Source organism: Proteus hauseri (assembly GCF_040139125.1).
Taxonomy (GTDB): Bacteria; Pseudomonadota; Gammaproteobacteria; order Enterobacterales; family Enterobacteriaceae; genus Proteus; species Proteus hauseri_B.
The window spans coordinates 33,614-57,519 of record NZ_JBEEUB010000003.1; the positions used below are offsets into that span (position 1 = coordinate 33,614).

Here is a 23,906-nt window from a genome sequence, read left to right on the forward strand (position 1 = left end):
CTTTTTTTTGTTATTTATTTCTCTCTTATTTATCCATTGACGTCCTTCTTTCCTTCATTAACTATATTCCATTGACTATCCTACTTAATGTCACACAACTCGTTTACAGGCTATTTAAGCTAGCATTGCTTATATTATGCCTAGAAATATCAGTTCTACATCTCACTTTTTGATTTTTTACTAAAAAACGCTATATCTCGTTTTACTCTTCTTGATAGCCAATTAATTAAAAAAGGCACTAAAAATAGCGCCTTTTTTGTTAGTTGTTAGCTGTGTATTTTTCCTGCTACTATCAATATACTATTATTTAATACTATCAAATAGTTATCATATTAGTATTACTAAGGAATATATTTTAATAATGCTTCTTTTAAAACCATTAGTGAAACTGGTTTAGAAACACAATCATCCATACCTGCATCAATACAACGCTGTTTTTCTTCTGCTATTGCGTTTGCCGTTACACCAATAATTGGAATAGTGCTTCCCATTTGTCGAACGTGAGTTGCTAATTGATAACCGTTCATATTTGGCATGTTGACGTCTGTCAGAATGATATCAACAAGATTTTTAGCAATAAATTCCAACGCATCACATCCATCTTCTGCTGTGGCAGTATTAAAGCCAATTTTCTTTAACTGGTCTGTAAGTAATAAGCGATTGATAGGATGATCGTCGACAATAAGCACTTTTAGCATCTGTAAGCCACTATCTGTTGTTATAGCTTTAGATTCTGAATAAATAGCATCAGATTTTGTTTGCGGCAGTTGTAGCATAATTTTAGATAATTCATTTAGTTTATAAGTACTGCACAACCACATGTTCTCATCAATTTTCTTCGCAGGATCAAAATAGTGCTCATTAATTCTGATTGTTTGACATTGAGTAGTTACGTCACGCTCATGATCAGTGATAATAAAATCAGTTGAAGTCAGAACAACCTCTTCTGTTAATGGTTCACACGTTAACCCGAAGTAACTAAGGTAGCGATCAATAAAACCTTCTAAGCAGAGGTTTCTTACATCAAGGAAACAGCGAACCGTACTTTGTGCATAAAGATTTTTTTTGCTCTCTTTATTTTCTTTATTTTCTTTATTTTCTTTATTTTCTAAAGCACCGTATAGCGGGATCCGTACTGTAAATCGGCTACCAATATTCTCTTGTGATACCACACTAATATCACCATCCATTAAGTTAATGAGTTTCTCACAAATAGCCAATCCTAGCCCTGTGCCTTCTGACGCACTCTCAGTATTTTGAGAGACTTGAAAAAATGGCTCAAAAAGCTCATGAAGTGTTTTTTCACTAATTCCCTTGCCTGTATCGTGTATATCAAAATAAAGGTAATAATCATCCTTATAAAGATGTAATGTGATACAGCCAGTTGTGGTAAATTTAATACTATTATTCAATAAATTAGAAATAACTTGCTGTACACGGACAGGGTCACTATTTACGATTTTGGGCACATCTGGCTCAATAAAACAGTAGATAGCGAGGTCTTTTTTGGCTATCAATGGTAAATAGTTAGAGATAACAAATGAGACAACTTGGCGACAATTAAAGGGCTTAATATCTATCTTTAATTGTTTAGATTCAATTTTTGAGAAATCAAGAATATCACTAATGATTTTAAGCAGTAATGATGACGAGTTATCCATCGTTTTTAGCAATCTTGCTGTTTCATCATTTTGAGTAAAAGATTGCAATAATTCTAAATTCCCAATAATGCCATACAGTGGGGTGCGTAATTCATGGCTCACTGTTGCCAAAAACATCGATTTAGATTGGTTTGCTTGCTCTGCTGCTGTTGCCATATTTTGTAAAGAGCGCTCCATTTTTACACGGGCACTAATATCGACTAAAACACAGATAGCAACATCTTCATTTTGATAACGAGAATTAACAAAGCTAATTTGCAGATGGTTACGGTTGTTAGTAACCACGTCCACCATATTGCTACCTTTCTCTGCAATAATAGACAAAATATTTTGCTTATCACTATGACTAAGTAAGCGAAAATAGTTATGAGCTAACTCATTACTTAAAATAATCATGCCATCACGTATGCGAAGGATACTGATCCCAACGGGTGCTGATGCCACTATTTTATGGTTAAATTGCTCATGTTCTTCTAGTCGTGATGCATTATTTTCTGCGGGTGAAAATATTTTTCGCTCAAAGATCCACACAAAAATAAAGACCATAATGGCTGATATTGTATTTAAAATCAGAGCATTAAATATCGTGAATTTAAACTCATTCAGGATCTGTTTTAGTGGTAGCGAATAAACCACACTAAATGATGAAGGCAATAATTTTCGTTTAGAAACTAAATCACTAAAATCGTTATCAAAACCAAAATAAGGCGCATTGACTTCAGGTGCGTGTCTTGCTGTACGATAATTATTCTCAGCAGGATAATTTAAAATAGTTGTATTGCTACTATTAAGCAGGTGAATAGAGATAACCCGATCTTTAGTTGGAGAGAAATATTCAAGGCGAATAGCTCTTTCAATACCGATCAATCCAATAAATTTACCAGAGGCATAAACCGGAGACATTACATACAGAATGCCACTATCTCCTTTAGCATCAGGCACTATCCAATATTGGTTAACCTCTTTACCTTGAGCGCGCTGATTTATATAGTTTCGAGTATTCTCATAAACCATTTTTTTCAGCATTTCGGTATCAATTGGCGAAGCACGTAATGGGAAGTTAATCATACACATGCTATGAGAACCCACCATAAAAACTTGGTTTATTCCCTGTAAAGCCGGTGTGTTATCTTTCCAATAATAAAGAATGCTATTAAATGAACGGAAATAGTTATTCGTTTGACCTTTAAAAAGTTCACAATCCGCAGTTTCATTTAATTTGTGTAAAGAGAATGCCCCTTCATAGAAGGGTAAATTTTTGATGTTGGGATTTAAATTAAGTTGTTCTTGATGGCGCTCAGCGAGATATTGTAAATCACGAATGGTTCCTGACGTTTGCCTGAAAAAACCGAGCAAATTGGTGTAGTTGTTACTATATTCTTGCCTGATATCTGATTTTGTATCATTGAAAATATTGATGAGATAAAACATGGTCAACAATGCGCCCATAGCCCACAACATCACACCTAATACGCGAAAAAGGTAGCGGGAAATTTTTAACGATGTTTTAAAGGACGAGAGATATCTCAAACAACCACCCTAATCGATAAACCACACAAGGAACTTATCCCATTCTAGCAGAAGTTACTGTATGTCTGAATGATATGATCTTTATCATAAGAATAAATTTTCTGCATTAACAGAGAACTATCCACACAAAAAAAGCAGGCAATTATGCCTGCTTTTCTTTTTTTATACAGCACAATAATAACGATTATTCTTCGTCGTCTGTATCTGCATCGTCTTCTAAATCTGATTCTGGTGCTTCTGATGTATTTTCATTGACAATAACTTCATCAGCTTCATCATCATCTAACGCATCATCTTCATCTTCAACACGTTGCAAACCAACCACCAGCTCGCCTTCTGTAGTACGAATCAAGGTAACACCTTGTGTATTACGTCCAACAATGCTGACTTCTGAAACACGTGTACGAACTAATGTACCCGCATTTGTAATCATCATTATCTGGTCAGTCTCTTCAACTTGAATTGCGCCAACAACTTTACCATTACGCTCACTCACTTTAATTGAGATAACGCCTTGTGTTGCACGATTCTTCGTTGGATATTCGCTTTGTACAGTACGTTTACCGTAACCATTTTCGGTTACCGTTAAGATATCACCTTCACCACGAGGAATGATAAGTGAGACTACGGTATCGTCGATCAGTTTCATACCACGAACACCTGTCGCAGTACGTCCCATTGGACGAACACAATTTTCTGCAAAGCGTACTACTTTACCATCCGCAGAGAACAGCATAACTTCATTAGTGCCATCGGTTAAATCAACACCGATAAGTTCATCACCTTCATTTAAATTAACGGCGATAATACCTGCACTACGAGGACGACTGAAATCTTTTAATGGTGTCTTTTTCACAGTTCCGCTAGCGGTTGCCATAAAGACAAACTTACCTTCTTCATATTCTCTTACAGGTAGAATCGCAGTAATGCGTTCATTCTGCTCAAGAGGCAGTAAGTTAATAATAGGACGACCACGTGCACCACGGCTTGCTTCTGGCAACTGGTAAACTTTCATCCAGTAGAGACGACCACGGCTTGAGAAACAAAGAATTGTGTCATGGGTATTGGCAACAAGTAGACGATCAATAAAGTCTTCTTCTTTAATTCTTGCCGCTGATTTACCCTTACCACCACGACGTTGTGCTTCATAGTCAGTGAGTGGCTGATATTTCACGTAGCCCTGATGAGAAAGTGTTACAACAACATTTTCTTCATTGATTAGGTCTTCGATATTAATATCTGCTGTATTTTCAGTGATCTCTGTACGACGAGGATCGTTATATTGATCTTTAACCGCATTAAGCTCTTCACGAATGACTTCCATCAGACGCTCTGGGCTTCTCAGAATATGTAATAATTCAGCAATTTGAAGCAGTAGTTCGCGATATTCATCTAATAGTTTTTCATGCTCAAGACCTGTTAATTTCTGCAAACGCAGATCCAAGATAGCTTGTGCTTGTTGTTCTGTTAGATAGTATTTTCCGTCATGCACACCATATTGTGGCTCTAACCACTCAGGACGAGCAACATTGCTATCGCCAGCGCGTTCTAACATTGTAGAGACGCTACCTAAGTCCCAAGGTTGTGCAATTAAAGCGGCTTTTGCTTCTGCTGGCGTTGGCGCTTGACGGATCATTTCAATAACCGGGTCAATATTTGCCAAAGCGATAGCAAGTGCTTCTAAGATATGAGCACGGTCGCGCGCTTTACGTAATTCATAAATAGTACGACGAGTCACCACTTCACGACGGTGACGAATAAATGCAGAGATAATTTCTTTCAGATTTAATACTTTTGGTTGACCTTGATGAAGTGCAACCATGTTGATACCAAAAGAAACCTGCATTTGAGTCTGAGAGAATAGGTGATTGAGTACTACTTCACCAACAGCATCACGCTTAATTTCAACAACAATGCGCATACCATCTTTATCTGACTCATCACGTAATGCGCTAATGCCTTCAATACGTTTATCTTTAACAAGCTCGGCAATTTTCTCAATTAAGCGAGCTTTATTTACCTGATAAGGAATTTCCGTCACGATAATCGTTTCGCGACCCGTTTTCTCATCAGTTTCTACATCTGCTTGTGCGCGGATATAAATTTTCCCACGCCCAGTACGGTAAGCATCTAAAATTCCTCTGCGACCATTAATGATAGCGGCAGTTGGGAAATCAGGTCCCGTAATATGTTCCATCAGCTCTTCAATGGTAATGTCTTCATTATCAACATAAGCAAGACAACCATCGATAACTTCGCCTAGGTTATGCGGAGGAATGTTTGTTGCCATCCCGACTGCAATCCCAGAAGAACCATTCACTAACAGATTAGGAATACGGGTTGGCATTACTGCCGGAATATGTTCTGTACCATCATAGTTAGGAACAAAATCGACCGTTTCTTTTTCTAGATCCGCTAGCAGTTCATGGGCAATTTTCGCCATACGAACTTCGGTATAACGCATTGCAGCAGCGGAGTCACCATCAACTGACCCGAAGTTACCCTGCCCGTCAACCAACATGTAACGCATAGAAAAAGGCTGTGCTAAACGAACTATCGTTTCATAAACAGCGCTGTCACCGTGCGGGTGATATTTACCAATAACATCCCCAACAACACGGGCTGATTTTTTATAAGGTTTGTTCCAATCGTTTCCAAGTACGTTCATCGCAAAAAGAACGCGACGGTGTACTGGCTTCAGTCCGTCTCGAACATCGGGTAATGCGCGTCCGACAATAACAGACATCGCATAATCCAAATATGAGCTTTTCAGCTCTTCTTCGATATTAACTGGTGTGATTTCTCTGGCAATGTCGCTCATGGAGCCACTGTCCCTCATACTACGGATTCAAAGGTGTAGAACTATACCACAAATCGCCAATTTTAGGAAAACTGAAACAACTAAATTAGTGATTCTTTCGCTATTCTCTTCGATTTCACCTTCTAACGTTGGTAGAATCATATCAATATGAAAATAGGAGTAATGCTTTCTGATGAATGATAAAACAACCTCTTTACATGCTAATGTGGATCAGCATGAAATCGACAAGTTTGAAAGTGTCGCATCACGGTGGTGGGATCTTGAAGGTGAATTTAAACCGCTACACCGCATTAACCCATTAAGACTCAATTATATCCAAGAACGTGCAGATGGCTTATTTGGTAAAAAAGTGCTGGATGTAGGTTGTGGTGGTGGAATTTTGTCTGAAAGTATGGCGTGTGTTGGTGCTGAAGTCACGGGTCTTGATATGGGTGGAGAGCCGCTACAAGTTGCTCGTTTACACTCACTTGAATCCGGTATCCCGGTTACCTATATACAAGATACTGTCGAAAACCACGCAAATGATAATCCACAAACCTATGATGTTGTCACTTGCATGGAGATGTTAGAACACGTTCCTGACCCTTCATCCGTTGTAAGAGCTTGTGCCAAACTGGTTAAACCGGGTGGTCATGTCTTTTTCTCAACCATTAATCGCAATAAAAAAGCGTGGTTTATGCTTGTCGTAGGCGCGGAGTATATTCTGAATATGGTACCTAAAGGCACACATGATGCTAATAAGTTTATTCGCCCTTCAGAACTACTGAGTTGGGTTGATGAAACGGATTTGCGTACCAAAAATATGATCGGGTTACACTATAATCCAATCACTGACAAATTCCGATTAGCGCCAAACGTTGATGTTAACTATATGGTGCACACACAATCGACACATAACTCGAATTCGTGAAACAGAAAGTTTGATTTGGTTTAATAAAACATCAAACGATCACATTTTTAAAAATTGACTTTGCCCTATTATCACTTCGATTTGTGTTTCTTACTGCCTGTATTTATGCAGGGTACAGGCAGTTGTTAAAAAAATTATCCCCCATTTATCCACAGAAACCATCAAATTTGTACACTTGATCAATCACGCAATTACCTTTATCTTGTTATCACCATTTGAACCAACCCCTATATATTGTGTTTCCTTAAATTTCACACCACAAGACTCCTTGACAATAACTGTCATCGGGAGCGTTTTTTTGCGGTATAAAATTTCAGGTAACACTTATGCAAGAAAGGTACATCGCTCATGAATCATAGCCTGCTCGTCACAAAACGTGATGGTCACAAAGAACGCATTGACTTAGACAAAATTCACCGTGTTATTGCTTGGGCTGCAGAAGGCCTAGAAAATGTCTCAGTTTCTCAGGTTGAATTACGTTCTCAGATTCAGTTTTATGATGGTATAAAAACAGCTGATATCCATGAAACACTCGTCAAAGCTGCTGCTGATTTAATCTCTGGTGAAACACCTGATTATCAATATTTAGCGGCTCGCCTTGCTGTATTTAACTTGCGTAAAAAAGCGTATGGCCAATTTGAGCCACCCGCACTGTTTGATCACGTCACAAAGTTGGTTAATTTAGGCAAATACGACCGTCATCTTCTTGAAGATTACACCAAAGAAGAGTTTGAACAGATGAACGCATTTATTGTTCATCAGCGTGATATGAACTTCTCTTACGCAGCGGTAAAGCAGTTAGAAGGTAAATATTTCGTTCAAAACCGGATTACGGGTGAAATTTACGAAAGTGCTCAATTTCTATATGTGTTAGTTGCCGCGTGCTTGTTCTCGCGCTATCCAAAAAATACACGTATGGACTACATTGAGCGTTTTTATAATGCGATTTCAACCTTTAAAATCTCATTACCAACACCAATTATGGCGGGAGTAAGAACACCAACTCGCCAATTTAGCTCCTGTGTGCTTATCGAGTGTGATGATAGCCTTGATTCTATTAATGCGACCTCAAGTGCAATAGTAAAATATGTATCACAACGTGCAGGTATTGGTATTAATGCAGGTCGAATTCGTGCATTAGGTAGTGCTATCCGTAATGGTGAAGCCTTCCATACAGGTTGTATTCCATTCTATAAACATTTCCAAACTGCGGTTAAATCATGCTCGCAAGGCGGAGTTCGTGGTGGTGCAGCAACGTTGTTCTATCCATTATGGCATTTAGAAGTCGAAAGCCTGTTAGTACTGAAAAATAACCGTGGTGTTGATGATAACCGTGTTCGTCATCTAGATTACGGTGTGCAATTAAATAAATTAATGTATGAACGTTTAATTAAAGATCAGGAAATTACGCTATTTAGCCCGTCCGATGTACCCGGTCTTTATGATGCATTCTTTGCTGACCAAGAAGAATTTGAACGTTTATATGTACAATATGAAAAAGATAAGAGCATCCGCCAAAAACAAATTAAAGCGGTAGAGTTATTCTCATTAATGATGCAAGAACGTGCATCAACGGGTCGTATCTATCTGCAAAACGTTGACCATTGTAATACGCATAGCCCATTTGATCCGGCGGTGGCACCAATTCGTCAATCTAACTTATGTTTAGAAATTGCACTGCCAACTAAACCATTAAATGATATTAAAGATCCTGATGGTGAAATCGCATTATGTACACTTTCAGCATTTAACTTAGGCGCGATAGAAAACCTTGATGATTTAGAAGAGTTAGCTCGCTTAGCTGTTCGTTCTCTGGATGCGCTGTTAGATTACCAAGACTACCCAATTGAAGCTGCAAGAAAAGGCGCGATGGGACGTCGTACATTGGGTATTGGTGTTATTAACTTTGCTTATTATTTAGCAAAACATGGTGTCCGTTACTCGGATGGTAGTGCAAATAACATTACTCATCGTGCTTTCGAAGCCATTCAGTACTATTTATTAAAAGCATCAAATGAATTAGCGAAAGAACAAGGTGCATGTCCATGGTTTAATGAGACAACCTATTCTGAAGGTGTCTTACCTATCGATACCTATAAAAAATCATTGGATGTACTGACTAACGAACCGTTACATTACGATTGGGAAGGCTTACGTAAAGAGATAAAAACTCACGGTTTACGTAACTCAACGTTATCTGCATTGATGCCATCAGAAACATCATCACAAATTTCAAACGCAACCAATGGTATTGAACCACCTCGTGGTTACATCAGTATCAAAGCATCAAAAGATGGTATTTTGCGCCAAGTTGTTCCTGAGTATGAACGCTTAAAAGGTTCTTACGAATTACTGTGGCAGATGCCAAGTATCGAGGGTTACTTGCAGTTAGTGGGTATTATGCAAAAATTTGTTGACCAAGCGATTTCTGCAAACACTAACTACGATCCTACTCGTTTCCCAAGCGGTAAGGTTCCTATGAATCAACTGCTGAAAGATTTGCTGCTCGCTTATAAATATGGTGTGAAAACACTTTATTATCACAATACCCGCGATGGTGCAGATGATGTACAGGGTGATCTGGAAGAAGTCGTTGAGACTGAAGATTCAGATTGTGAAGGCGGCGCGTGTAAAATTTAATTGAGGAAGCTATGTCTTATACTACTTTTTCGCAAGTTAAAAATGATCAAATGCTGGAGCCCATGTTTTTTGGGCAACCTGTTAACGTAGCGCGTTATGATCAACAGAAATACCCTATTTTTGAGAAGCTTATTGAAAAGCAACTCTCCTTTTTCTGGCGTCCAGAAGAAGTAGACGTTTCTCGTGATCGTATTGACTACAATGCGTTACCTGATCATGAAAAACATATTTTTATTAGTAATTTAAAATACCAAACGTTACTCGATTCAATTCAAGGTAGAAGCCCTAATGTGGCTTTCTTACCACTGATATCGATTCCTGAATTAGAAACGTGGGTTGAGACATGGTCTTTTTCTGAAACTATTCACTCTCGTTCTTATACACATATTATTCGTAATATCGTTAATGACCCTTCAGTTGTATTCGACGATATCGTTGAAAATGAAGAGATTTTAAAACGTGCACGTGATATTTCATCTTACTATGATGAGTTAATTCGCTTAACTAACCTTTATCACATGTATGGTGAAGGTGATCATCAAGTAAAAGGTAAAGTCGTCAATATAACGTTACGCAAATTAAAAAAACAACTCTATCTATGTCTGATGAGTGTTAATGCGTTAGAAGCTATCCGTTTTTATGTTAGCTTCGCTTGCTCTTTTGCTTTTGCTGAACGTGAATTAATGGAAGGTAATGCGAAAATCATTAAATTGATTGCTCGTGATGAAGCCTTACATTTAACTGGTACTCAGCATATGCTGAACCTATTACGCTCAGGTCAGGATGATCCTGAAATGGCTGAAATCGCCGCGGAGTGTGAACAAGAGTGTTATGATCTTTTTGTTGAAGCCGCTGAACAGGAAAAAGAGTGGGCTGAATACCTATTCTCTGAAGGCTCAATGATTGGTTTAAATAAAGACATTCTTTGTCAGTATGTTGAATATATTACGAATATTCGTATGCAAGCTGTGGGGCTAAAACTGCCTTTCAAAGGCCGTTCAAATCCAATCCCATGGATTAATGCATGGCTAGTTTCTGACAACGTTCAAGTCGCACCACAAGAAGTTGAAGTAAGTTCTTATCTTGTTGGTCAAATCGACTCACAAGTTAACACTGACGACTTAAGCAGTTTTGAGCTGTAATAACACTGAGAATTAACATAGATAACGTTATGGCATCTCATAAAGTGACCCTGCATCAGCAGGGTCTTTCAACCCCGCTAGAGTTCTGCTCCAATGCTCACGCTTCTTTACTTGAAGCATTAGAACACGGAAAAATTCAAGTCGAATACCAATGCCGAGAAGGTTATTGTGGCTCTTGCCGATTGCGATTAGTAAAAGGAAAGGTTTGCTATCGTAATGAACCTTTGGCATTTATTCAGGCAGATGAAATCCTACCTTGTAGTTGCCATCCTATCAGTGATATTGAAATTGAAATTTGCTCTGATTAATTTGAATTATCTTAAATTTTCATTTTTCCTAACACTCTTGTGTATCCTTGACTAAAGTTAAATTACATAATTAAAAAAGGAAATCCTATTATGAAATTCAATTCTATTATCTCAGTCGTTGCCATTTCAGCGTCACTACTATTAGTTGCTGGTTGTTCATCACCACAAAAAATAGAGACTGTTAATGGGCAAACTATCCTAACTACAGATAAAGTCGAGATAAATGAAGCTACTGGGTTAATTACATATAAAGATGCAGAAACAGGAAAAGTACAGCAAATTAACCGCGATCAAATAAGACGTATGGTAGAACTTGACGATTAATATATGTGATTAGTTTTTTTCCTTTAAAAACGCCAATAAAAAATGATATTGGCGTTTTTTTGTTTTTAACGCCCTTTCGTAAACTTAACCTTACACTCTACGTAATTAAAATTTGACAGATATTTATCATTCTTATACTCTGACTTTAAAATAAATAAAACCGTTTGAATAACAGAGGATTTTGTGAAAAATCGCACTATAGGTAGTGTCTTTATTGTTGCAGGAACAACTATTGGGGCGGGGATGCTAGCAATGCCACTTGCTGCTGTTGGTATTGGTTTTAGCACCATTATTCTATTACTTATTGGCTTGTGGCTTTTAATGAGCTACACCGCACTGTTACTGGTTGAAGTTTATCAGCATAATGATCCTCATATGGGTCTTGGCTCTATTGCTAAACGCTATCTAGGTTCAGGTGGGCAATTGATTACAGGTTTAGCATTACTACTGTTAATGTATGCCTTAACAACAGCCTATATCAGTGGTGCGGGTGAATTACTCTCTGCAACAATATCGTCTTGGATTGGCACACCCGTTTCTGTTACTCAAGGTATTATTATCTTTACAGTGATTGGTGGTGCAGTAGTAGGAATTGGTACAACGTCTGTTGATATGATTAACCGCTTATTATTTACTGCGAAAGTGGTCTTTCTTATCTTTATGTTAGTGGTTATGTTACCTCATGTAGAAACCGTCAACTTAACTTCTATGCCTGTTGCTCATGGACTAATTTTATCGGCTATTCCTGTTATTTTTACCTCATTTGGCTTTCATGGCAGCGTGCCGAGTATTGTTAGCTATATGAATGGTGATATTAAAAAGCTACGTATTATCTTTATTATTGGTAGTGCTATTCCACTTGTTGCTTATATTTTATGGCAACTCGCTACACTAGGCGCAATTCCTACCAATACGTTTATGGGTATTATGGCGCAACAATCTGGCTTAAATGGACTGTTAACTGCTATTCGCGATGTTGTTGCAACACCTCGCGTTAATATCGCAGTAAACTTGTTTGCCGCATTGGCACTAGCCACTTCTTTCCTAGGCGTTGCTCTAGGTTTATTTGATTATTTAGCTGACCTGTTTAAACGCAGTAATCGCGCGTCTGGTCGTATGCAATCTGGTTTACTTACCTTTGTACCTCCACTACTTTGTGCGCTCTATTATCCTAACTTTGTCCAAGCACTAGCTTATGCGGCTATCGCATTATCTATTTTAGCGCTGTTACTACCTGCGTTATTAGTTTGGAAAGTCAGACAGCAACAGCACACTGATAAGCATTACATCGTTAAAGGTGGAAAACCTGCTCTTGCTATCGTGTTTATCTGTGGTCTTGTCGTTATTGGTATCCAAATTGCAATTACTTTTGGGTTATTACCACAAGTAGGTTAATCGCTAAATTGTGCTCATAAAAAAGCTGGTGTTGAATATCAACACCAGCTTTTTATTTTATCTTGTTATATTAGAGTAAAATAACAAATAATTAGAAACTTAAACCAGCCCCTAAATAGAAACCATCAGCAAGTTTGTTATTACTTCTATTATGTGAGTTTTCGATTTCAATCACACGATAACCTGCATTAACATGCAATGGTTTAAATACCGTTAATTGCGCACCCACATCCGCTTCATAATAAGATTCACTACCTGAGGTTAAGCCTTCTGGGGAACCATAAAGCTCTCCATATACACTTAAAGATGGCAGAACATCCCAATTTAGCCCAACACCACCCGCTAATGCAGCACCATCATCACCATCTTTAGGTGATAAATAAACGGCCTTTCCACCAACGCTTGCTGAAAACGGTCCTAATGGTAAAGCAAATTTAGCGCCTAATGTTCCTATTTGACCATCATGATCACTACGTGCCCAATTACCATTAAAAGAAAGTCCAGAATTTGGATTTCCTAATCCACCTCGTAAATCGGTATAGTGATCGCCTACTTGAAAATTTACAGAGGCTGCGTTAGCCGTTCCTGCAAATAGCATTGCTCCCACAGCACCCGCTAATAAATACTTTTTCATTGTTATTGCTCCAGCAAATAAAAACTCAATCCTAGATTGTACTATGAAGCTATCAGTAAATTTAGCGTAAATTGCTAAATAACCTCTATATTATTCAAGTTATGTAAATAAACATTACCTATCAATATTATTGGTCTAATTGGTTTTATTTATTATCTCTATATTGCTAAAGTGGAATTCCAGCCGAAATTAACCATAATAAATATAAGGCTGTTCGCTTCGTTTTATTCACACATGCTATTTTTTTAGAACGTTCATAGTTTCATAAACTGGAGAAATGTGATGGAAAAGAAAAAGCTCACAACGGCGTCTGGTGCACCAGTTGTAGATAATAACAATGTAATGACCGCAGGTCCTCGTGGTCCAATGTTGCTACAAGATGTCTGGTTTTTAGAAAAATTAGCCCATTTTGATCGTGAAGTTATTCCTGAAAGACGTATGCACGCTAAAGGCTCTGGCGCTTTTGGTACATTTACGGTTACTCACGATATCACCAAATATACTCGCGCAAAGATATTCTCTAAAGTGGGTAAAAAGACAGAAATGTTTGGTCGTTTTTCAACCGTAGCGGGTGAACGTGGTGCTGCGGATGCAGAACGTGATATTCGCGGTTTTGCATTGAAGTTTTACACTGAAGAAGGTAACTGGGACATGGTTGGTAACAATACCCCCGTTTTTTACCTTCGTGACCCATTAAAATTCCCTGATTTAAACCACGTTGTAAAACGTGACCCACGTACCAACTTGCGTAATTCAGCATATAAATGGGATTTTTTCTCTCATTTACCAGAATCATTACACCAATTAACCATTGATATGAGTGACCGTGGATTACCACAAAGCTACCGTTTTGTGCATGGTTTTGGTAGCCATACTTATAGCTTTATCAATAAAAATAATGAACGTTTCTGGGTTAAATTCCATTTCCGTTGCCAACAAGGCATTAAAAACTTAATGGATGACCAAGCTGAAATGCTGGTGGGAACAGATAGAGAAAGTTCACAACGTGATTTATATGAAGCGATTGAACGTGGCGATTACCCTCGCTGGAACTTACAAATTCAAATTATGCCAGAGAAAGAGGCTTCAACCGTTCCTTACAATCCGTTTGACTTAACTAAAGTGTGGCCACATGCAGATTATCCTTTAATTGATGTTGGCTATTTTGAGTTAAACCGTAACCCTGAAAACTATTTTTCTGATGTGGAACAAGCGGCATTTAGCCCAGCCAATATTGTTCCAGGTATCGGTTTTTCTCCTGATAAAATGCTGCAAGGTCGCCTGTTCTCTTATGGTGATGCGCATCGCTATCGTTTGGGTGTTAATCATCACCAAATCCCTGTTAATGCACCAAAATGTCCATTCCATAATTATCATCGTGATGGTGCAATGCGTGTTGATGGTAATAGCGGTAGTGGCATTACTTATGAGCCAAATAATGGCGGCATGTTCCAAGAGCAGCCTAATTTTAAAGAGCCACCATTAACAGTAGAAGGTGCAGCTGATCACTGGAATCACCGTGAAGATGAAGATTATTTCAGCCAACCTCGTGCCCTTTATGAACTGCTGAGCGATGAAGAGCATCAACGCATGTTTGCTCGTATTGCAGGTGAATTATCACAAGCAAGTAAAGACACGCAAAAACGCCAAATTGCTTTATTTAAGAAAGTACACCCTGAATATGGTGCAGGTGTTGAGAAAGCAATAAAAGCGTTAGCAAAAAAAGACACTAAATAACCGCATAATAAGAAGCCCTGTGAGCAACTCGGCAAAAATAATAAAGGCGCCTTCCGGCGCCTTTATTATAAGCAGCAATATTGTAATTTTGATTAACTGTTTTGGAATTCTTCTGCTCGCCGTTCTAATTCAGCCATATAAGAAGTTTTTGCCTTTTCATGCCCATCTGGTGACATAACACCAATGATTTGGATATTATTGTAATTCAACCAGTGCCTTGAAAAGACAATATAGTGATTAGAATGCCTATCAATTTGTGATTTTGTTTTCTTCCAAGCAGGCTCTGATGGTAGTCGTATATGAAGTTTATAAACAAATGAAGCACACAGTCTTGAGTTATCTTCCCATTGACCTTCATTCCCAAATCTATCTGGCAATATGCCTGTATTTTTCCAGTTTTCTATTGCTTTAGCATATTTGTTTGCTACTTCTGGCATCTCTACATCAGCATGTACATTTACAATACAAACCATCAAGACTACTCCGTGTCAACAATCCCAACTTTATGATGTTCAGCTAAAATCCAAGCGCTTACTTTATCTTGATCTGGCATATCAACTAAATGAACTGTCTTTTCTGGCGGTGAACATTGCTCAATGCACGACAAAATATCACGTAAAATAAATTCACCCTGAGCCACAACTCGACCAAACTGAAGTAGGCTCATTTTATACTTGGTTTGTTGTTCTAAGTCTTCTGGAAATAAATGATAGATATTATTCCCACTCATCACATACTGTACTGCTGCTTTAATTTGCATGTGCCGCTCTAGCCCATCAATACACAAACGTTTTATTTGTGCGAGGTTACTAAAAAGGGGTCCTTTACCTCTATTTATTCGTTTATCTACCATCGAATTGAGTAGAATGCGTTGTTGTATATTGATGTTATTAAGGTATTCAGAGGCTTCATCTAAAGGTAAAAAAATTTGTTCCTGAGGCAATTCAAACGCCAATACTTTCGTTTTTCCTTGTTTAGCCTGTTGTTCAACAGACGTTATCGTATTAAGTGAAATACTCTTCGCAGGTACAGGCGCAAGTGAAGCCATTAAGCTTGTTGCAATCGTGGCTATCGCTAGCTGAGTTGTTTTTTTCGTCATCTGAACTCCATATCAACGGAACTATTCTATTCCTAAGTATTACCCTTGCATCCATTGTCTACTTTATGCTCACCAGCTTAACGGTGATGAGCATATATTCAAATCACTTTTATCCACTCTTTACATTAGCAATACTGGTTTTGAGAGAAAACTCGAAAAATAAATGAATATCACTTCAACAACTGCCCTTTCACCCACTGTTGCACTTGTTTACGGGAAATTTTTATCCCGCCATTTTTGAGGCTTTCTGGGAGTTGTAAACAAGCAATGGGTCGCTGAAATCCCGCTAATTGGGAGTGATACCACTGAGGTAATTGATTGATTATTTCAATATCCGCATCAACAACCGCAACAGGGCGTTGACCGAACTCGGCATCATCAACTGGAACAATAAAAGATTGGCTCACTTTAGGATGAGTATTGAGTACTTTCTCAATATCTTCTGGTTGAATGCCTTCACCTGCACTGAAAAAAAGGTTATCTAAACGCCCCAAAACACACCATTCATCATCAATGAAATCACCTTTATCTCGTGTGGAATACCAACCATCCGCAGTGAGTGATAACGGTTTTAATTTGCCATCAAACCAATAACCTAAAGCAACACTATCTGATTTAATTTGAATTTCATCATCAACTAATCTAATGACTTTGCCTTTAAGTACCCGCCCTACGCCTGCTTTACCATCTGCGCGTTTAGCACAAACAGTTGAAGCCATTTCGGTCATACCATAACCACACCAACATTGAATTCCCCACTTTTCAGCCTCATGAGTTAATTCAGTCGGGATCATCGCACCACCTAATAGAACCGATTTTAAGGTGATAGGCTGTTGCTTATCTTGCTGTTTATCTTTTTGTAAGAAACGCCAAAGTTGTGTCGGAACTAAAGAAGCATGTGTACAGCCTTGTAGTGCTGCTATAAAAGGGTGCATCTCTCGCACAACAAGTGTTGCGCCACGTAATAACCAACGCCAAAAGATCCCTTGCCCTGACACATGAAAAAGCGGTAAAGAAAGCAACCAACTATCGCCTTTATTAAAAGGCATTAGCGATAAAATACCTTCAGCACTACAAAGATGTGCATTAAAAGTATGCGCAGCCGCTTTAGGTAAACCTGATGAGCCGGATGTTAAAATCAGGGTTGCCATACGATTAGCATCCCATTCAATATCTGGCATTATTGATGTTGATGGTTGAAGTGTGTTGGTTTTATAAGCAATCGCACTTAAATCTAGTAACGCGGCATCAACCGAAATAGGTGAACGACTCAAATCAGCGTAAAAATCGATATTAAGATGAGGCAATAAATCATCTAGCAACGATTGTGGTAATTGAGGATTTAGCGGTAAAACCTTAGCACCACACTGAAAAGCTGCTAATAAAGCATAAATCAGATGAATATGGTTTTTGCCTCGAAACAAAATAGTCTGTTGAGGTCGAACACCTTGTTCATAAAAACTTTGTGCTAATACATTGATATGACAAACTAATTGCTGCCATGATATTGGCTGAACATCAGCAATAATCGCCGTTTCATTTGGGCATAATGTTGCCCAATATTGCCACGGCGATTGCTCAAATTGAACTACTGTTGCCATACTATCGCTAGTTGCTCAAGAGAGATAAGTGGAATATCGACATTTTGCCACGGCTTAACAAGCTGTTGTTTTATCAAGTCAACAGTATCTAAACCGGGAATTGCATTTGGTGTTAACCACTGAGCAATTCGTGCCAATTGTGTCAATCCAAAGCTGGTTTCAATACTTGAACTAATAATAGCTTCTAGACCTAAAGCATGAGCTTGTGATACTAAAGCTTGGCATCGTTCCAAACTACCCACCAATGTTGGCTTAATCACAATCGCCGTTACACCTGCTTGGGGTTTTATTTCAAAGCCGTCATCTCGTACTGTTTCATCCCATGCAATGTTAATCCCGGTTTCTTGGGAGAATGCCAAAGATTCAGCGGGTGTTTTGCAAGGCTCTTCTAAAAAAGCGATGCGATCACGCCACTGTGGATTAACATATTTAGCAAAGCTTTCTGCTTTAGCAGGAGTCCAGCTTCGATTAGCATCAAGTCTTAGTTTTAAGTCAGGAATAGCTTCTAAAAGAAGGTTGACCACAATACCATCACGCACCGCTTCATACAGACCCACTTTGACTTTAGCGACTTTTTCGCCTTCCATTTCATTAAGGCTTAAAATTAAGTCATCAGGATCACCATTACATAATGGTGCTGCACGATAATTCGCAGTTTGAGGCAGAGTGCCTTTTAATTCAGCTAATGCACAACTGATACCAAATGCAACACTAGGCAGCTGGCTTTCAGTTGGGTTTTCGCCATTGCACCATGCGGCTAACCAGTCGGTTACAGAAGCTTGAGCTTCAGATAACGTTTCACGGCTAAATTCTGGTAATGGGGCAATTTCACCCCAGCCTTGTTTGCCATCCTGCTCTAAACAGACGAGAAAACCATCACGGGTTTTCAGCCTTTGATAGCGCAGAACAACGCCTGCCTCCATTGGCAGGCTGAATGAATAGAGTTTTGCGTTTCGCATTATGGATTACGTTTAAATTTAGAGAAATCAGGTTGGCGTTTTTCATTAAACGCATTACGGCCTTCTTGACCTTCATCAGTCATATAGAACAGCATGGTGGCGTTACCCGCTAATTCTTGCAGACCCGCTTGACCATCGCAATCCGCATTTAGTGCAGCTTTTAAGCAGCGTAATGCCATTGGGCTATTTTCAAGCATTTCACGACACCAGCGAACCGTCTCTTTTTCAAGATCTGCATAAGGGACAACGGTGTTAACCAGACCCATTTCCAGCGCTTCTTTAGCATCGTATTGACGGCATAAGAACCAAATTTCACGGGCTTTCTTTTGACCCACAATGCGCGCCATATAAGAAGCACCCCAACCACCATCAAATGATCCTACTTTTGGTCCTGTTTGACCAAAAATGGCATTTTCAGCAGCAATGGTTAAATCGCACATCATATGCAGAACATGACCACCACCGATAGAATAACCAGCAACCATTGCAACAACAGGTTTTGGACAAGTACGAATTTGACGTTGAAAATCTAATACGTTCAGGTGATGTGTGCCGCTATCATCACGGTATCCGCCGTAGTCACCACGAATCTTTTGGTCACCACCAGCACAGAACGCTTTTTCACCTGCACCGGTTAAAATAATGGTACCAATACCATCATCATAACGCGCATCTGCTAATGCTTGGATCATCTCTTTGACAGTCAAAGGACGGAAAGCATTACGCACTTGTGGGCGGTTAATGGTGATTTTTGCGATGCCATCGGCAGATTTATGGTAGAGAATATCTTCAAAATCGCCTGAACAATCTTGCCATTCTATCGGTGCATACAGCTTTTCTTCGCTCGGATAAAGCATAATTAGGTTCCTTTAACCAAAGAGGGATAAAACATGGTTTATCACCGCAGCATAAGCAACAGGCTGAGCCTGATGGGCATTATGACCAGCGTGCGGGATAGTTGTTAATGGCAGCGAATATTGCTGCGCTATCGTCTGAAATTTCTTATCTTTTTCACCACATAGCCAAATAAAAGGCAATGTGAGTTGTTGTAATTCTGTCACTAGCCAAGGTTGATGACCTAATGAAAGGCATTCAAGACTTTCTGCGATACAAAAACCCGCGTTACGACTACGTTTTTCAACTAATAATTGGCGTTTTTCGTCACTTAAATCTGCAAAGACAGGCTGCTGATACCACTGTTCTAATGTTTTAGTTATTGGTTCGTCGCGAAATCGTTGAGCCCATCGTTTATCATGTGCAACTCTATTTTGTCTTTCGCTTGCATCATATAAGCCGGGGTTACCCCCTTCAACAATAAGTCCCATCAATCCGCTAGTATCACCAAAACATGCGTGATACATCGCAATTCTGCCACCTAAAGAGTACCCAATTAGCCAATAGTGTGTGATTTTTTCGGCTTTTAGTGTTTCAGTGAGTAACGCACTCACTTCAACAAAGCTTTTAGCACCAATTGATGCTGAATCGCCATGTCGCGGTAGATCAATCACCAACGAAGGATATTCATGACAAGCAGCAATGACTGGTTCCCATTCGTCTCCTTCACCTAATAACCCATGCAACCAAATTAACCAAGGTCCTTCGTTATGGGTATTATATCGCCGACATGCTAAAGTCATGAGCTGTTACCTGTTTAACTAGCTGATTTAATGTTTGGGCACCATCAGTGTCATTGACAATTAATTCGATTAATGTGGTTTCTGCGCCACTACGCCAACATTGTTGAACAGTGGTAAATAGTGCATCCCAACTTGTCGGTGAAGCATAATTTAAACCGAACATAGCGGCTGCATGTTTAAAGTTCAAGGAGTGTGGCATACAGTAAAAGCGCTCTCTTTGTGTAGCTGGTGTTGGCAGCATAGAGAATATTTGACCACCGTTATTATTCACAACAATAATAACATTAGGTGCATAAATTTGACGATGCAAAGCTAAACTATTTAAGTCATAGAGTGCGGATAGATCACCAAGAATAGTTAATGTTGGTTTTTCTGTTGCCCGATGTACACCGGCGGCGGTTGAAAGTAGACCATCAATACCACTTGCACCTCGGTTACTCATAACAGGATAACCTTGAGGTAAAACACCCAATGCGTCTATTAACCTTACAATAAGACTATTGCCAACAAATAACTGTCCATCTTTAGGAAGTAATTGACTTAATTGATGCGCCACTTGTGCTTCACCAAAATTTTGCGTGGCTTTATTTACTTGTTGATAAGTTTGTTTGGCTATTTCAGCTAGTGGTTCTGCCCAAGGTAAATTATCAATTGGCGCATGTGCTGTTAACCATTGTATTGGTGATACCGTAAATTTTTCACCTTGGTGATGACCGGGATCTAATCGACCTGGAATAGGATCAATAATCCAATACGATTTTGGGGAACATCCCACTTGCCACTGTAATAACCGTTTACCTGTTAAGCTTGAACCAAATTGAATAACAATTTCAGCTTGATTTAATAGCGCTTTAGCTTGTGGATTATTTAGCCATAAATCAGCACAAGGTAGTGGCTGACCGGTTTGAGAAAGTACATCACTTAATAGAGGCCAACCTAACTTAGCTGCCCAGTTGGCAACGTCAATCCCTTCTTGCTCAGTGATACGCCCGGCTATTACAACACCTTTTTTCTGGCGCAATGCTTGCCATTGCGGATGTGTTGCAACAAATGACTTAACCGTTTCTTGTAGCCAAGGCTGGTGACTTTGCCACCAATCACCCAATGCATCACTCCAAGGGCACGCAGCAGTCATGTCATCATCACCATATAACGGTTCTGCAAAAGGGCAATTTACATGTAAAGCACCATGCACAAGCTCATTCATTGCGTTATCAACGGTAGAGACAAGCCAATTTGCTGAAATATCTAAGGTTGGTCTTGGCAAAGAGAGTGTTTTTGATGGATGAGAGGAAAAAATACCTTGCTGGCGTATTGCTTGATTAGCACCACAATCGATAAGTTCTGGGGGTCTATCTGCAGTAAGAAAAACGAGGCGCTCACCGGTTAATCCCGCTTCAATTAATGCGGGATATAAATTAGCAACCGCCGTTCCTGAGGTCACAATAACAGCAACGGGTTCTTTTGTTGCTTTGGCTAAACCCAATGCTAAATGCCCTAGTCCACGTTCATCAAAGTGAGTATGACAAATCAACTTGCTATTATTTGCAGCAGCAAGTGTTAAAGGTGTCGAACGAGATCCGGGAGCAATACAGATATGGCGCAAACCATGACGAGTCAAAGCTTCAAGTATAACTTTAGCCCATTGGCGATTAAACGAACTATTAGACATTGATCATCCCAACAACGAAAACCTACAATTGCTATTATAATATCTGTTCCTAAATACTTTTCCTTAGCCTAGTTCAATGAACAGAAGTTTTCGTTAAATAAATAGTGAAAGAAAACACTCATCGGAGTGCATTATTTAGGCTATATACTCAACATATTTTAAGTTAATCTATTTTTCTTTCGTCAACAGTATAAATAAATAGCACTAATATTCTCAAGAATAGCATTTATTGGTTGGCTTATAGCAGTGGTTATTTAGAAAGTAGCACTAAATAGCTGCGCCAAATAATACTACTCATTTATGTTTCACCCTGTTGACACTATTTTGTTCAAGGCATTAATCGGCACAATATTATTTTTTTTCTTGCAATAAAGTGCGTAATCCAGCGGCTTTATTTTCGATTTCATCCCACTCTTGCAGCGGAGATGATCCCGCGACAACCCCCGCACCCGCATAAAGTGTTAATGTCTCATCGTGTAATTCGCCACAACGTAAACTAACGGCAAACTCTGCATGAGATAATCCTAAATAGCCCGCAGAACCCGCATACCAACGTCTTTTAAAGGGTTCATGCTGATGAATAAAGGCACGTGCAACCGTTCGAGGTAAACCACACACTGCGGCAGTCGGCTGCAAGCGTTTTAAACAGTCAACATCGTCTGCATTAATAAGTTTACCGTGGATATAACGACGAAGATGTTGCACTTTACGTAGTCGAATCACATCCGCTAGCGAAACATCAATACCTTCAATGCCACCTTGTAGACGCTGACAAATATCATCAACGACCACTAAATTCTCATGTTGGTTTTTTTTGTCATTCATCAGCCACTCAGCAAACGCTGTAGCTTGTTGCTCATTGTCAGAACTTGCTACTGTTCCTGCCAATGCTTCGGTATAGAGTTGTTTCTCATCACGACGATATAATCGCTCTGGTGATGAACCAATAAAAGCATCAGAAGGAGAAAAAGCCAACATATAGTGATAACAGTGATGGTTAACATCACGGCTTGCTTTCATAAATTGAATGGCTTTAAGTGGATTATCAAGTGTTAAGCAAGTTGCTCTTGCAGGAACAACTTTCTCGAAAGTCCCTTGTTCAATCTCATGTAAAGCCAGATCTAAATAGTTAACCCACTGAGCTTGAGTTAAAGAGTGTTTTACTGAGGTAACAGAAACAGAAAGTGGTGCAATTTCTAATTCATCGTTTAATGAACGAAGAAAAGTTAATGCATCTTCTCTATCTTCTTCACCCAATAGATTGATATGAACTGAAAGTTGTTGTTGCTGACGTCTTACTTCAATTCTGGGTAAGAAAAGGTAAGCATCATCCCCAGTTTGTTGATCAATTCGCCCAGGAATAATGGTATCCCACGCATTTAATCCCCAAATACGGACATCATCACTATTAGATTCATTTTTATGAGCACTTAAAAACTCTCGTGCATTATGAATGTGATTAAAGCAACGTAATTGCCCACAAACAGCGACCTCCTCATATTCATCGCGATGTTGCCAATAAAACTGAGGATAATACGTCTGAGCTGCAAGCCAAGAAAGTAGCGAAAATGAAACGTCTGACGCCAAGGTGACTTTCAGATGTAAAAGATTACCTTGTGCTGTCTGATTTATATTTTTAACTTTTTCGTACAGTGTCGAAAACACAGGCTTAACCTTTTCCACTCCAAATACCCACAACTAATTAAAAGGGAGATTATACGTCTCTATAAGAATTATCAAAGAGCTGATTAATTATAACCTTTGTCATTTATCAAAGTTTTGTATTTTTCATGTTACAAAGTAGAAGCGTTAACTCGCTATCTGTAAATAACAAAT

18 protein-coding genes are annotated in these 23,906 nt (G+C 39.0%); 7 read left to right on the top strand and 11 right to left on the bottom strand.

All coding sequences use genetic code 11. From position 1 onward, the window contains the following. Nucleotides 1-341 precede the first annotated feature (341 nt). Together rcsC and gyrA are read right to left on the bottom strand one after the other, a co-directional pair. Nucleotides 342-3,191 (bottom strand): two-component system sensor histidine kinase RcsC, encoded by a 2,850-nt coding sequence (gene rcsC, locus ABN099_RS05950; RefSeq protein WP_349462760.1) that lies wholly within the window; start codon nt 3,189-3,191, stop codon nt 342-344. A 184-nt stretch (nt 3,192-3,375) separates the two neighbouring features. Further along, entirely contained in the window at nt 3,376-6,012 is a 2,637-nt protein-coding gene (gyrA, locus tag ABN099_RS05955) for a DNA topoisomerase (ATP-hydrolyzing) subunit A (protein ID WP_349462761.1), read from the bottom strand. Nucleotides 6,013-6,184: 172 nt separating this feature from the next. Between gyrA and ubiG the strand changes: the two genes are divergently transcribed. The 6 genes from ubiG to tyrP all read left to right on the top strand — a co-directional run bounded on the left by ubiG (nt 6,185) and on the right by tyrP (nt 12,731). After that, complete coding sequence (gene ubiG, locus ABN099_RS05960; protein ID WP_349462762.1) at nt 6,185-6,922, top strand: bifunctional 2-polyprenyl-6-hydroxyphenol methylase/3-demethylubiquinol 3-O-methyltransferase UbiG; 738 nt, start codon at nt 6,185-6,187, stop codon at nt 6,920-6,922. A gap of 348 nt (nt 6,923-7,270) precedes the next feature. Continuing rightward, complete coding sequence (gene nrdA, locus ABN099_RS05965; RefSeq protein WP_349462763.1) at nt 7,271-9,562, top strand: class 1a ribonucleoside-diphosphate reductase subunit alpha; 2,292 nt, start codon at nt 7,271-7,273, stop codon at nt 9,560-9,562. 11 nt (nt 9,563-9,573) lie between these two features. Beyond that, nucleotides 9,574-10,704, top strand: coding sequence for a class Ia ribonucleoside-diphosphate reductase subunit beta (gene nrdB, locus ABN099_RS05970; protein ID WP_349462764.1), 1,131 nt, complete (start codon nt 9,574-9,576; stop codon nt 10,702-10,704). 29 nt (nt 10,705-10,733) lie between these two features. Next, nucleotides 10,734-11,012: a class I ribonucleotide reductase maintenance protein YfaE gene (gene yfaE / locus ABN099_RS05975; RefSeq protein WP_349462765.1), complete on the top strand. Its 279-nt coding sequence runs from the start codon at nt 10,734-10,736 to the stop codon at nt 11,010-11,012. A 90-nt stretch (nt 11,013-11,102) separates the two neighbouring features. Beyond that, the gene (locus ABN099_RS05980; RefSeq protein ID WP_064720442.1) at nt 11,103-11,336 is read left to right on the top strand and encodes a YgdI/YgdR family lipoprotein; all 234 of its coding nucleotides are present in this window, start codon (nt 11,103-11,105) and stop codon (nt 11,334-11,336) included. A gap of 183 nt (nt 11,337-11,519) precedes the next feature. After that, a complete protein-coding gene (tyrP, locus tag ABN099_RS05985) occupies nt 11,520-12,731 on the top strand; it encodes a tyrosine transporter TyrP (RefSeq protein WP_349462766.1) in 1,212 nt (403 codons plus the stop codon). 91 nt (nt 12,732-12,822) lie between these two features. Here tyrP and ABN099_RS05990 read toward each other — a convergent pair whose 3' ends face one another. Beyond that, nucleotides 12,823-13,365, bottom strand: a complete 543-nt coding sequence (locus ABN099_RS05990) for a YfaZ family outer membrane protein (RefSeq protein ID WP_349462767.1) — start codon at nt 13,363-13,365, stop codon at nt 12,823-12,825. Between the two features lie 282 nt (nt 13,366-13,647). Between ABN099_RS05990 and ABN099_RS05995 the strand changes: the two genes are divergently transcribed. Continuing rightward, nucleotides 13,648-15,102, top strand: a complete 1,455-nt coding sequence (locus tag ABN099_RS05995) for a catalase (protein ID WP_349462768.1) — start codon at nt 13,648-13,650, stop codon at nt 15,100-15,102. A gap of 92 nt (nt 15,103-15,194) precedes the next feature. On the opposite strand, the gene ABN099_RS06000 is transcribed toward ABN099_RS05995, so the two are convergent. The 8 genes from ABN099_RS06000 to ABN099_RS06035 form a co-directional block, all read right to left on the bottom strand. Further along, entirely contained in the window at nt 15,195-15,575 is a 381-nt protein-coding gene (locus ABN099_RS06000) for a type II toxin-antitoxin system YafO family toxin (protein WP_349462769.1), read from the bottom strand. Between the two features lie 5 nt (nt 15,576-15,580). After that, nucleotides 15,581-16,201 (bottom strand): iron-sulfur cluster assembly scaffold protein SufA, encoded by a 621-nt coding sequence (locus ABN099_RS06005; protein WP_349462770.1) that lies wholly within the window; start codon nt 16,199-16,201, stop codon nt 15,581-15,583. A gap of 170 nt (nt 16,202-16,371) precedes the next feature. Beyond that, nucleotides 16,372-17,802, bottom strand: coding sequence for an o-succinylbenzoate--CoA ligase (gene menE / locus ABN099_RS06010; RefSeq protein WP_349462771.1), 1,431 nt, complete (start codon nt 17,800-17,802; stop codon nt 16,372-16,374). After that, nucleotides 17,790-18,761, bottom strand: a complete 972-nt coding sequence (gene menC / locus ABN099_RS06015) for an o-succinylbenzoate synthase (RefSeq protein WP_349462772.1) — start codon at nt 18,759-18,761, stop codon at nt 17,790-17,792. The genes menE and menC overlap by 13 nt, the downstream gene beginning before the upstream one ends. Next, on the bottom strand, nt 18,761-19,618 hold the full coding sequence (gene menB, locus ABN099_RS06020; RefSeq protein ID WP_064720448.1) for a 1,4-dihydroxy-2-naphthoyl-CoA synthase: 858 nt from the start codon (nt 19,616-19,618) through the stop codon (nt 18,761-18,763). Before menB ends, menC begins: the two co-directional genes overlap by 1 nt. 12 nt (nt 19,619-19,630) lie before the next feature. Beyond that, entirely contained in the window at nt 19,631-20,398 is a 768-nt protein-coding gene (gene menH / locus ABN099_RS06025; protein WP_349462773.1) for a 2-succinyl-6-hydroxy-2,4-cyclohexadiene-1-carboxylate synthase, read from the bottom strand. Continuing rightward, the gene (menD, locus tag ABN099_RS06030) at nt 20,373-22,070 is read right to left on the bottom strand and encodes a 2-succinyl-5-enolpyruvyl-6-hydroxy-3-cyclohexene-1-carboxylic-acid synthase (RefSeq protein WP_349462774.1); all 1,698 of its coding nucleotides are present in this window, start codon (nt 22,068-22,070) and stop codon (nt 20,373-20,375) included. Before menD ends, menH begins: the two co-directional genes overlap by 26 nt. 351 nt (nt 22,071-22,421) lie before the next feature. After that, nucleotides 22,422-23,753, bottom strand: coding sequence for an isochorismate synthase (locus ABN099_RS06035; RefSeq protein ID WP_349462775.1), 1,332 nt, complete (start codon nt 23,751-23,753; stop codon nt 22,422-22,424). Nucleotides 23,754-23,906 lie beyond the last annotated feature (153 nt).

Excerpts from the sequence above, each read along its gene's own strand:
- gyrA (WP_349462761.1), bottom strand. The coding sequence starts at position 6,012 with ATGAGCGACATTGCCAGAGAAATCACACCAGTTAATATCGAAGAAGAG.
- ubiG (WP_349462762.1), top strand. The coding sequence starts at position 6,185 with ATGAATGATAAAACAACCTCTTTACATGCTAATGTGGATCAGCATGAA.
- nrdA (WP_349462763.1), top strand. The coding sequence starts at position 7,271 with ATGAATCATAGCCTGCTCGTCACAAAACGTGATGGTCACAAAGAACGC.
- nrdB (WP_349462764.1), top strand. The coding sequence starts at position 9,574 with ATGTCTTATACTACTTTTTCGCAAGTTAAAAATGATCAAATGCTGGAG.
- yfaE (WP_349462765.1), top strand. The coding sequence starts at position 10,734 with ATGGCATCTCATAAAGTGACCCTGCATCAGCAGGGTCTTTCAACCCCG.
- ABN099_RS05980 (WP_064720442.1), top strand. The coding sequence starts at position 11,103 with ATGAAATTCAATTCTATTATCTCAGTCGTTGCCATTTCAGCGTCACTA.
- ABN099_RS05990 (WP_349462767.1), bottom strand. The coding sequence starts at position 13,365 with ATGAAAAAGTATTTATTAGCGGGTGCTGTGGGAGCAATGCTATTTGCA.
- ABN099_RS05995 (WP_349462768.1), top strand. The coding sequence starts at position 13,648 with ATGGAAAAGAAAAAGCTCACAACGGCGTCTGGTGCACCAGTTGTAGAT.
- ABN099_RS06000 (WP_349462769.1), bottom strand. The coding sequence starts at position 15,575 with ATGGTTTGTATTGTAAATGTACATGCTGATGTAGAGATGCCAGAAGTA.
- ABN099_RS06005 (WP_349462770.1), bottom strand. The coding sequence starts at position 16,201 with ATGACGAAAAAAACAACTCAGCTAGCGATAGCCACGATTGCAACAAGC.
- menE (WP_349462771.1), bottom strand. The coding sequence starts at position 17,802 with ATGGCAACAGTAGTTCAATTTGAGCAATCGCCGTGGCAATATTGGGCA.
- menC (WP_349462772.1), bottom strand. The coding sequence starts at position 18,761 with ATGCGAAACGCAAAACTCTATTCATTCAGCCTGCCAATGGAGGCAGGC.
- menB (WP_064720448.1), bottom strand. The coding sequence starts at position 19,618 with ATGCTTTATCCGAGCGAAGAAAAGCTGTATGCACCGATAGAATGGCAA.
- menH (WP_349462773.1), bottom strand. The coding sequence starts at position 20,398 with ATGACTTTAGCATGTCGGCGATATAATACCCATAACGAAGGACCTTGG.
- menD (WP_349462774.1), bottom strand. The coding sequence starts at position 22,070 with ATGTCTAATAGTTCGTTTAATCGCCAATGGGCTAAAGTTATACTTGAA.